Source organism: Streptomyces sp. MB09-02B, assembly GCF_033794485.1.
Taxonomy (GTDB): domain Bacteria; phylum Actinomycetota; class Actinomycetes; order Streptomycetales; family Streptomycetaceae; genus Streptomyces.
In genome coordinates this window covers 1-10,023 of the sequence record NZ_JARGEE010000343.1, presented here as the reverse complement: position 1 = coordinate 10,023, position 10,023 = coordinate 1, and the positions used below count along the sequence as shown (strand labels likewise).

Here is a 10,023-nt window from a genome sequence, read left to right as displayed (position 1 = left end):
GTGGCCGGCATCCCCGGCCCGTGCGCGCGAGGTGCGTCCCGGTCATGCCTCCGGGCCCTCGCCCGGGTGCGGCCGTGCTCCACGAAGGAGTTGTTCACGTGTCGAGGCGCCGTATATCCGCCCTGCTGACCGTGCTGGTCATCGGAGGTTCCACCCCCCTGCTGCTGCCCGCCCTGAGCGCGTCCGCCGCCCCCTGTTCGAGCTACGCGAACTGGGTGGCGGGCCGGTCCTACGTCACCGGCGACATCGTGCGCTACACCGACGGCCGGGCGTACATCGCCGAGCACGCCAACCCGGGGTACGACCCCATCATCAGCACCTGGTACTGGGAGCCGTACGCCTGCGAGAACGGCCCCACCAACCCCTCCGGGTTCGTGGTGAGCGAGGCGCAGTTCAACCAGATGTTCCCGAACCGGAACTCGTTCTACACGTACAGCGGACTGCGGGCGGCGATGAGCGCCTTCCCGGCCTTCGCCACCACCGGCAGCGACACCGTCAAGAAGCGGGAGGCGGCGGCGTTCCTCGCCAACGTCAACCACGAGACCGGCGGCCTCGTCCACATCGTCGAGCAGAACACCGCCAACTACCCCACCTACTGCGACTGGGGTCGGCCGTACGGCTGTCCGGCCGGACAGGCGGCCTACTACGGGCGCGGCCCCATCCAGCTCAGCTGGAACTTCAACTACAAGGCGGCCGGCGACGCACTCGGCCTGAACCTTCTGGGTAACCCCTGGCTGGTCCAGAACGACGCGGCCGTCGCCTGGAAGACCGCCCTCTGGTACTGGAACACCCAGACCGGTCCCGGCTCCATGACCGGACACAACGCCATGGTCAACGGCGCCGGCTTCGGGCACACCATCCGCAGCATCAACGGCTCGCTGGAGTGCGACGGCAAGAACCCCGCGCAGGTGCAGAGCCGGGTCAGCGCGTACCAGCGGTTCGTCCAGATCCTCGGCACGTCGGCGGGCGGCAATCTGTACTGCTGACGGAACCCCGTCCTGGGTGCCCGGCTGCGTGGGAGACTGCGGCAGCCGGGCCGCGACCGCGGGGGTGTCCAGGCAAAGCGGCACCAACGGGTTCATATAGGCTGCCAGTTCTGTCCCTGCCGTCCGTCACCACCCGGGAGAGTCACCCGTGAGCGTAGCCACCGCCCACTCCGCATCGGCCGTACCGCCCGCCGACGAGACGCCCGCGACCGCGCCGACCGGGGACGACGGTTTCTGGGTCGAGCCCGGAGCGGTGGAGGGACGGACCGCCGAGGCCGCACCCGCACCCGAGGTACCGGCACAGCCCTCCGGCGAGACGGCTCCCGCACAGCCGGTGGCCGACGAGGTTCCCGCGCACGCGTCCGGTGAGGTCCCCGCGCAGTTGGCCGCCGACGGGGCCTCCGAGCAGCAGGTGTCCGGCGACGACACCCCGTTCGACGTCGTGGACGAGCAAGTCGCGCGTGACGCGCGGGAGTTCGGAGTGTACGCGCGCACCGGCGGCTGGGCCTTCGCGCTGAAGGTGGCGCGGAGCGTACGGCCCGGCGGGGAACTGGCGGGCGAGACGCCGAAGGTGTCGGCGAAGCACTTCGCCGAGCTGGCGGGATGCTCGCCGGAGCGGGTCATGCGGTACTACAAGGCCTGGGACAAGGCGGCCGACGACGGTATGGTCCCGCACTTCGAGGCGCTGGCCCCCGGGGAGGAGATCGACCTCCCGGACTCGGACGTGTGGCTGTCGTACTACAGCTCCCGCTCCAGCGCGACCTCCGACCGGGGCACCGCGATCACGGCGGCGGCCGAGGCCGAGGGCGTCCGCCCGACCAAGGCGCTGGAGGTCGCCGAGAACCCCACCGCGCTGCGCGCCGCGATCCTCGCCGACCCCTCCACCGCGCAGGCGGCCCGCACCGCGCTGCTGGACCGCCTCAAGGAGGACCCGTCCCTCCAGACGGAGCTGGCCCGCGACATCGCCCGCACCGACGAACTGAAGAAGGCCGTCGCCAGTGAGACCCAGGCGGCCAGCCGGATCGGGTACGTCCGGCAGATCGTCGAGAACGGGCAGGTCAAGACCCCGGCCGGGCAGGTGATCGACGCCACCGCCGAACTGCGCGCCGAGGCCGAGCGGCACCTGTCCCTCATCGACGAGCTCGACGACGACGAGGACACCGGCGAGTGGGCTACGGAGGCCTACGACACCGTCAAGGAGCTGGTCGTCCAGACCGTCGAGTCCAATCCCGAGCTGCGGGTGCAGGAGCGGCGGACCAAGTTCTACAGCAGCCTCCAGAAGGCCACGAAGGTCTTCGAGGAGCTGACCCTCGACGACGCCGTCGACCTCGACGCGATCTACGAGGACGACATGCTGGAGCGCCTGGAGGAGCTCCAGCAGGCACTGAGCACCTGCATCGCCACCCTGCGCAAGGCGTCACCGGGCGAGTGATCGCGGGCTGCTGCCCTCCCCGACAGAGGACTGGGACCCCTGCGAGGCAGGGGTCCCAGTCCTCTGTCGGGGGCCTCTCGGACGTACGGGTGGAACGTCACTTGCGTCCGATGCGTGTTACGTATAACCTCCCGGGAACCCCGAGCGACCCGAGAGGCCCCGATGAGACGCATTGCCCTGGTCACCCTCGTGGTCGACGACTACGACGAGGCCATCCGCTTCTACACCGAGGCACTCGGCTTCCGGCTCGTGGAGGACGAACCGCGGCCCGACGGCGCCCGCTGGGTCGTCGTCGAGCCCGGGAGCGAGGGGCAGGGCGGCGGACTGCTGCTGGCGCGCGCCAGGGACGAGGCGCAGCGCGGCCGGATCGGCGACCAGACCGGCGGTCCCGTGGGGTTCTTCCTGCACACCGACGACTTCGCCCGCGACCACGCCCGGATGCGGGCCGCGGGCGTCAGGTTCCTGGAGGAGCCGCGCCACGAGCCGTACGGCTCCGTTGCCGTCTTCGAGGACCTGTACGGCAACCGCTGGGACCTCCTCCAGCCCGCCGCCGACTGATCCGTCCCCACCTCTCGACCCACCCCACCGCACCACCTGCCGAGGAACGAACGTCATGAGTGCTACGCGCATAGACACCGAAGTGATCCGCCGCCTGCCCAAGGCCGTCCTGCACGACCACCTCGACGGCGGTCTGCGCCCCGCCACGCTCGTGGAGCTCGCGGCGGAGGTCGGCCACACCCTGCCGGAGACCGACCCGGAGGGCCTCGCCGCCTGGTTCTACGAGGCGGCCAACTCCGGTGACCTGGTGCGGTACATAGCCACGTTCGAGCACACCCTCGCGGTGCTGCAGACCCGTGAGGGCCTGCTGCGCGCGGCCGAGGAGTACGTCCTCGACCTGGCCGCGGACGGTGTCGTCTACGGCGAGGTGCGCTACGCCCCCGAGCTGAACGTCAACGGTGGACTGACTCTGCCGGAGGTCGTCGAGACCGTGCAGGAGGGCCTGGCCGCCGGTATGGCCAAGGCGGCGGCACAGGGCACCCCGGTCCGCGTCGGCACCCTGCTGTGCGGGATGCGGATGTTCGACCGCGTCCGTGAGGCCGCCGACCTGGCCGTGACCTTCCGGGACGCGGGCGTCGTCGGGTTCGACATCGCGGGCGCCGAGGACGGCTTCCCGCCCGCCGACCACCTGGCCGCCTTCGAGCACCTGCGCCGCGAGAGCGTCCCCTTCACCATCCACGCCGGTGAGGCCCACGGACTGCCCAGCATCCACCAGGCCCTCCAGGTCTGCGGCGCCCAGCGCATCGGCCACGGCGTGCGCATCACCGAGGACATCGTGGACGGCAAGCTCGGCCGCCTCGCCGCCTGGGTGCGCGACCGCCGGATCGCCCTGGAGATGTGTCCCACCTCCAACCTCCAGACCGGCGCGGCGACGTCCATCGCCGAGCACCCGATCACGGCCCTGCGGGACCTCGGCTTCCGCGTCACCCTCAACACCGACAACCGCCTGGTCTCGGGCACCACCATGACCCGCGAGATGTCCCTGCTCGTCGACGAGGCCGACTGGACCCTCGCCGACCTGCGCACGGTCACCGTCAACGCCCTCAAGAGCGCCTTCATCCCGTTCGACGAGCGCAACGCCCTCATCGAGGACGTGGTACTCCCGGGCTACGCGGCGGCGTCCGACCGCTGAGCCGCGCCATCGACGCCCGGCACGAACGGGCCGACGTACGACGCCGACTGTGGTCGGCCGACGGTACCTGGGAACGGCTGCTGCAGGAGGTCCAGGCCACGGTCGACCCCGCGGGGAGATCGACTGGGACATCGCGATGGACTCCACCACGAAGCGCGTGCGACAGCGAGGGCTGGGCGGCATGTCGCGGGGCAGCAGGGCCCGGGAGCGGAGCGCCTCGCCGTTCTACTGTCCGAGCAGCCCCCGTACGTACGCCGCCTGGCCGGCGTGCTGGAGATCGTCGGCCAGGACACTGACCAGGCGTACGCCGAGGGTGACGGCCGGGGTCCAGCGCTCGTCCACCACGCGGTCCAGGTCGTCGGGGCCCAGCCCGCGCGCATACTCGACCGTCTGTGCGTGCACGGCGTCGAAGTAACCGGTCAGCAGGTCACCCGAGGCGACCCGCACAGCGGCGACCTGCGCCGCGCCGTGCCCGTAGCCCGTGTCCCGGGGCGGCAGTGCGAGTCCGAAGCGCTTCTCCCAGCCCTGGGACAGCCAGACCTGGTCGAGCCCGGCGGCGTCGGCCACATGGTCGTCCTGGATCCGTGTGAGATGCCAGACCAGCCAGGCGACGGAGTTGGCCTCGGGGGCGGGGCGGGCATGGAGCTCCGCCGGGGACAACCCGTCCACGGCGGCGTGGACCTCCTCCTTGATCCGGCCGTACGCGTCGATGAGAACGTCCTTCACATCCATACGTCCACCATCGGGCATCGGAGCCGCGCCCGCACCGCCCCCGCCCGGCAGCGCCGGTCCCCCGACCCGGCGCTGCGCGGCCCCCGTCAGCTTCCCGCGGCACCCTTCGTGCCGATATGGAAGATCTTCAGGTCGCGGGTCATGTCGACGACCAGCTTGGTGGTCTTGCCGTTGCCCCAGGTGAAGGTGATACCGGCCTCCGTGTAGTTCGCGGTGCCGTTGTCGGTCACCTTCCACTGGACCGGGGTGTTCTGGGCGCGCAGCACACCGTCCGCGTTGTTCTTCTTCTCCCAGGCCTTGAGCTCCTTCTGCAGAGCGGGCGTCAGGTAGAACTCCCGCAGCTCTTCGGCGAGTTGCCCGCCGCCCTCCGTGCTCTGGGCGTCGATGTAGGCGCCGTAGAAGTCGGCGATGCGGGTGATCGGGTCGGTCGGCTCGCCGGTGACGGTGCGTGGGCCGCCGGCCGATGCCGTGGCCGTCACGCCGAGGCCGAGGGCCAGGGCGAGGCCCGCCGCCAGCGCCGTACGGCGGGTGGTGCGCGTGCTGGTCATGTCTGTGGTCCCCGTTTTCCGGTGCTGAGGTGGCTGGTGCCGGTCAGTCGTCGTCGGTTGTCGGTCAGCGGAGCTTGTTGACGGCGGTGGTCGTCGTCTTCTTGAAGGCCTTCACCGGCGCGTCCTTGAAGCCGCCCATCTGGCCCCAGTCCACGACGGTGACGGTCCGGCCGTCCCGGCCCACCGACAGGAGGCTGATGTCCATGGCTCCCCAGGACGTGACCGTGGCCACGCCGTGGACGCGGGCGCCCTCCTCGACGGGCAGCGTCCCGAGGTCGCGGTACTCGGCCTCGACGTCCGGGTCGGAGGGCTCGCTCACACAGTTCTCGAAGTCCTTGTTCAGCCGCGCGGCGAGGGCTTTGGCCTTGCTGTCGCTGCCGGTGACGACGACGACCTGCCGGGCGCTGGTCTCCAGGTCCGTCCGGAAGGAGCGGTGGTTGATGTCGTACGCCAGGAACGCGTCGCCCAGGCAGTACTGCAGTTCCTCCGGGACGCCGTCCTCGATCCTGCCCGCCGTCCAGGAGGACGAGGGGTGCGGCGGGAGCTCGGAGGCCGACAGGTACTTCGGTGCGCCGCTCGCCTTCGCGGCGGCGGCCGGAACGGCGCCGACGGCGAGTGCGGAGCCCGCGGTGACGGCCCCCACGACGAGTGCGGTGAGCGTACGGGCTCGGGTGTGCTTGGGCATGGAACGTCCCCCGTGAACGAGTACTGACGAGTACTGACGAGTACATGGAATGAGTGGCGCCGCTTCGCCGACGACGCCGGATGGTCCGTCCGGCCCTGGTCGGTGCGACACCAAGAGCATCGGCCGTCACTGGGCGTGAGCGCAACGGCCGACATCCGATGCGCGGCCCTGGAACCATCCCAGCCCTTCTGACGTGCAAGTACGGGGAGTGCCTGGGACGCCGTCCCGGGACGGGGAGGACGTGGAGAACAGTGTCGGCAGCACCGGACGACGTACGGGAGTTCGCGGAAGCGCTCACGCGTCTCAAGGAACGCACGGACCGCAGTTACGGGCAGCTGGCCCGGCGCCTGGGCATGAACACCTCGACGCTGCACCGCTACTGCGCGGGTGACACCGTCCCGCTCGACTTCGCGCCCGTCGAACGCTTCGCCGCGCTCTGCGGGGCGACCGGTGCGGAGCGGCTCGAACTGCACCGGCTGTGGCTGCCGGCGGTGGCGGCGCGGCAGCGGGCGCGTACGGGTGGGGGAGAGGCCGCCGCCGCGACGACATCGGGACAGGCTGCTCCGGCTGCTCCGGCTGCTCCGGCTGCTCCGGCCGATCAGGTCCGACGCGTCGCCGCCGCCGAGTCCGCCGATCCCGCCGATCCCGTGGAACTCCCGGACTCCGCCGAGTCCGCCGAGCCGTCTGACGAGTCGGCAGAGCCCGCCGGCTCGGCCGAGCCCACGGAGCCGGTCGAATCCGCCGACCCGGTCGAGCCGACCGAGCCGGCCGACTCCGCCGACTCCGCCGAGTCCGCCGACCCGGTCGCCGCGCTCACGTCGGCGCCTTCGTCCCGCCGCCCCTGGCACCGCCGTCGGCGCACCCTCGTCAGCGCGGCGGTCGCCGCGGTGCTCATCGCGACGCTGGGCAGCCTCGCCGCGCTGCCGTCCGGGGGTTCACCGGCGGACGACAGCGCACGGGGCGGCGAGCCGACCCCCTCCCGTACGACCGCGGGAGCCCAGCGCCCGTCGACCGCGCCCACGAGCCCGTCACCCACGCCGGACAGCACCGACACCAAGAGCCCTTCGGGCACACCCTCGCCCGTGCCCACGCCCACCGAGCGCGCGACCGGTCCCACCACGGACGACGACACCGCGGAGCGGAAGTCGCCGGCCACCGGCGTGCCCCTCACCTGGACGGCGAACTCCCAGCTCTGGGCTTCCGGCTGCGCTCATGACTACGTTGTCGCCAAGCCGCCGAAGGAGGTGCCCCCGCCACCGGCGCCGCAGGACGGGGAGGTCTGGGCCGCGACGCAGCGGGGGGTGCACGGCCGGAACACGATCGTGGAGATCACGGTCCAGGGGCGGAAGTCCACGGCCGTCGTCCTGACCGCGCTGCGGGTCCGCGTCGTCGGGCGCACGACTCCCGTCGAGGGCAACGCCTACGGTATGGGCGGGGGTTGCGGCGGACGGGTCACGCCCCGGTACTTCGACGTGGACCTGGACAAGGACCGGCCGATCGCCCGCTCGGTGGACGGCGCCGACCTGGACGTCCGGATCCCCGCCGTGCGGTTTCCGTACAGTGTGTCGGCCACGGACCCGGAGGTGCTGAAGGTCTCCGCCGAGACCGAGACCTGTGACTGCAGCTGGTACCTGGAGCTGGACTGGTCCTCCGAGGGCCGTACCGGCACGGTCCGCATCGACGACGGGGGCAGCCCGTTCCGCACGACCGCGGTCAAGGGGCTGCCGCGCTACGAGTACGACACCGTGAACCGCGGGTGGGTGCCCGTCACCGGCTGACCTCAGGACGGCGGCGGATCGAGGAGCTCCATCAGGGCGCGCGCCGCCGGGCTCATGGCCTGCGGCGGCGGCAGCAGGGCGACCGTCTCGTACACGGTCTCGCCGGTGCCCTTGACGGCGAGCGGGACGAGCGAGTCGCGTTTGTACCGGAAGTGGCGCGGGACGACGGCGACGCAGAGGTTCTCCTCGACGAGTTCCAGCAGACTGTGCACGTCGTTGACCTCCAGGGCGACCGTCCGGCGGACACCGGCGGCGGCGAACACCGCGTCGGTGGTCCGGCGCGGACCCCAGTCCGGGTGGAAGTCGACGAAAACCTCGCCGCCCAGCTCCTCGGGGGTCACCGCGGCGTCGGCGGTGGCGAGGGGATGACTCGGGTGGCACAGGACGGTCATCGGCTCGCTGGACAGCGGTACGACCCGCAGCTGGTCGGTGTCCTTCTGCGCCGCCCGCACGGCGAACGCCAGGTCGAGGCGGCCGCTTGCGACCTCCTCGGCCAGCGCGCCCGAGCCCGCCTGGCGCAGGCAGATCTCCACATCCGGGTGGCGGCGGCGGAACGAGGCCAGCAGCCCCGCGACGTTCAGTCCGGCCACACACTGCTCGAACCCCACCGCCAGCATGCCCCGCAGCACGCCCTGCACGGCGGCCACCGCCTCCCGCGCCGACCGCACCTGCGCGAGGATCCGCTCGGCCTCGGTCAGCAGCGCCCGCCCGGCGGGGGTGAGCATCACCCGGCGGGTCGTCCGCACGAACAGCGGCGTCTGCAGCTCGCGCTCCAGGGCCCGGACGGACGCGGACAGGCCCGACTGGGAGACGAGCAGCCGTTCGGCGGCCCGGGTGAAGTGTTCTTCCTCGGCGACCGCGACGAAGTGCTGGAGGTGACGGAGTTCCATGACTGAGAAGCGTAGGCGCTGAATCCCATCGGATTCTTCTGTTGGACCAATGCCCCCAGGTCGCGAAAGAGTGGACACCGGTTCTCAGGGACTCTGGTCCCCCCGTGCCAACCCCTCAGGAGTCGCGTTGTACACCGCACACCCCGACCGCTACGCGGACATGCCCTACCGGCGCACCGGACGCAGCGGCCTCAAGCTTCCCGCGCTCTCGCTCGGCCTGTGGCACAACTTCGGCCCCGACCGTTCCGTCGAGACGCAGCGCGCGATCCTGCGCCGCGCCTTCGACCTGGGTGTCACCCACTTCGACCTGGCCAACAACTACGGCCCGCCGCCCGGCTCCGCCGAGTCGGCCCTCGGCGAGGCCCTGAAGTCCGACTTCGCCCCGTACCGCGACGAGCTGGTCATCTCCACCAAGGCCGGCTATCTGATGTGGCCCGGCCCGTACGGTGAGTGGGGCTCGCGCAAGTACGTGCTCTCCTCGCTCGACCAGAGCCTGAAGCGCATGGGCCTCGACCACGTCGACATCTTCTACTCGCACCGCCCCGACCCGGAGACTCCGCTGGAGGAGACGATGGGCGCGCTGCACTCGGCGGTCCAGCAGGGCAAGGCGCTGTACGTCGGTGTCTCCAACTACTCGGCGGAGCAGACCCGCGAGGCCGCCCGGATCCTGGGCGAGCTGGGCACCCCGCTCCTGATCCACCAGCCGCGCTACTCGATGCTCGACCGGCGCCCCGAGAGCGAGGGCCTGCTCGACGCCCTCGACGAACTGCAGGTCGGCTCCATCGTCTTCTCCCCGCTGGAGCAGGGCCTGCTGACCGCCCGCTACCTCGACGGCATCCCGGAGGGTTCCCGCGCGGCGAGCGACAGCCCGTTCCTGAACTCCGAGGCCGTCACCGAGGTCCTGGTGGGCAGGCTGCGCGCGCTCGACGAGGTCGCCAAGTCCCGCGGCCAGACCCTCGCCCAGCTCGCTCTGGCCTGGACGCTGCGCGGCGGCCGGGTCACCTCCGCCCTCGTCGGCGCGAGCAGCGCCCGCCAGATCGAGGACAGCGTCGGCGCCATCGCCAACCTCGACTTCGAGGCGGACGAGCTGGCCCGCATCGACGCCATCATCGAGGGCAAGGGCTAGCCCCTCGTCCGCCTCGGTCATCTGCGGGGGCGTGGGGGCTGGTCGCGCAGTTCCCCGCGCCCCTTGAGGGCCTACGGCCCTTCGGCCCGAAAAGTACGGGGCGCAGCCCCTGCTTTTCAGGGGCGCGGGGAACTGCACGACCAGCCCCCACCGTCC

Annotated in this window: 10 protein-coding genes; 6 read left to right on the top strand and 4 right to left on the bottom strand. The window is 71.6% G+C overall.

Annotated features, from left to right (window positions below):
• The first annotated feature begins 98 nt into the window (after positions 1-98).
• From P1P70_RS33650 to P1P70_RS33635, 4 genes are all read left to right on the top strand, one after another.
• The gene (locus P1P70_RS33650) at positions 99-986 is read left to right on the top strand and encodes a glycoside hydrolase family 19 protein (protein WP_319244575.1); all 888 of its coding nucleotides are present in this window, start codon (positions 99-101) and stop codon (positions 984-986) included.
• A gap of 148 nt (positions 987-1,134) precedes the next feature.
• Positions 1,135-2,418, top strand: a complete 1,284-nt coding sequence (locus tag P1P70_RS33645; RefSeq protein ID WP_319244573.1) for a hypothetical protein — start codon at positions 1,135-1,137, stop codon at positions 2,416-2,418.
• Positions 2,419-2,580: 162 nt separating this feature from the next.
• A complete protein-coding gene (locus tag P1P70_RS33640; protein ID WP_319244571.1) occupies positions 2,581-2,976 on the top strand; it encodes a VOC family protein in 396 nt (131 codons plus the stop codon).
• Between the two features lie 55 nt (positions 2,977-3,031).
• Positions 3,032-4,108, top strand: coding sequence for an adenosine deaminase (locus tag P1P70_RS33635; protein WP_319244569.1), 1,077 nt, complete (start codon positions 3,032-3,034; stop codon positions 4,106-4,108).
• Between the two features lie 225 nt (positions 4,109-4,333).
• On the opposite strand, the gene P1P70_RS33630 is transcribed toward P1P70_RS33635, so the two are convergent.
• The 3 genes from P1P70_RS33630 to P1P70_RS33620 all read right to left on the bottom strand — a co-directional run bounded on the left by P1P70_RS33630 (position 4,334) and on the right by P1P70_RS33620 (position 6,073).
• Positions 4,334-4,840 (bottom strand): mycothiol transferase, encoded by a 507-nt coding sequence (locus P1P70_RS33630; protein ID WP_319244567.1) that lies wholly within the window; start codon positions 4,838-4,840, stop codon positions 4,334-4,336.
• Between the two features lie 86 nt (positions 4,841-4,926).
• Complete coding sequence (locus tag P1P70_RS33625) at positions 4,927-5,388, bottom strand: hypothetical protein (protein WP_319244565.1); 462 nt, start codon at positions 5,386-5,388, stop codon at positions 4,927-4,929.
• A 64-nt stretch (positions 5,389-5,452) separates the two neighbouring features.
• Positions 5,453-6,073 (bottom strand): hypothetical protein, encoded by a 621-nt coding sequence (locus tag P1P70_RS33620; RefSeq protein WP_319244563.1) that lies wholly within the window; start codon positions 6,071-6,073, stop codon positions 5,453-5,455.
• 251 nt (positions 6,074-6,324) lie between these two features.
• Between P1P70_RS33620 and P1P70_RS33615 the strand changes: the two genes are divergently transcribed.
• Entirely contained in the window at positions 6,325-7,851 is a 1,527-nt protein-coding gene (locus P1P70_RS33615; RefSeq protein WP_319244561.1) for a helix-turn-helix domain-containing protein, read from the top strand.
• Positions 7,852-7,853: 2 nt separating this feature from the next.
• Here the strand turns inward: P1P70_RS33615 and P1P70_RS33610 are convergent, their stop codons facing one another.
• The gene (locus tag P1P70_RS33610) at positions 7,854-8,741 is read right to left on the bottom strand and encodes a LysR family transcriptional regulator (protein WP_319244559.1); all 888 of its coding nucleotides are present in this window, start codon (positions 8,739-8,741) and stop codon (positions 7,854-7,856) included.
• A gap of 127 nt (positions 8,742-8,868) precedes the next feature.
• On the opposite strand from P1P70_RS33610, the gene mgrA reads away from it, so the two are divergent.
• On the top strand, positions 8,869-9,867 hold the full coding sequence (mgrA, locus tag P1P70_RS33605; RefSeq protein WP_319244557.1) for an L-glyceraldehyde 3-phosphate reductase: 999 nt from the start codon (positions 8,869-8,871) through the stop codon (positions 9,865-9,867).
• Positions 9,868-10,023: the final 156 nt, after the last annotated feature.

Coding starts and splice junctions, on each gene's coding strand:
- P1P70_RS33640 (WP_319244571.1), top strand. CDS start 2,581: ATGAGACGCATTGCCCTGGTCACCCTCGTGGTCGACGACTACGACGAG.
- P1P70_RS33635 (WP_319244569.1), top strand. CDS start 3,032: ATGAGTGCTACGCGCATAGACACCGAAGTGATCCGCCGCCTGCCCAAG.
- P1P70_RS33630 (WP_319244567.1), bottom strand. CDS start 4,840: ATGGATGTGAAGGACGTTCTCATCGACGCGTACGGCCGGATCAAGGAG.
- P1P70_RS33625 (WP_319244565.1), bottom strand. CDS start 5,388: ATGACCAGCACGCGCACCACCCGCCGTACGGCGCTGGCGGCGGGCCTC.
- P1P70_RS33620 (WP_319244563.1), bottom strand. CDS start 6,073: ATGCCCAAGCACACCCGAGCCCGTACGCTCACCGCACTCGTCGTGGGG.
- P1P70_RS33610 (WP_319244559.1), bottom strand. CDS start 8,741: ATGGAACTCCGTCACCTCCAGCACTTCGTCGCGGTCGCCGAGGAAGAA.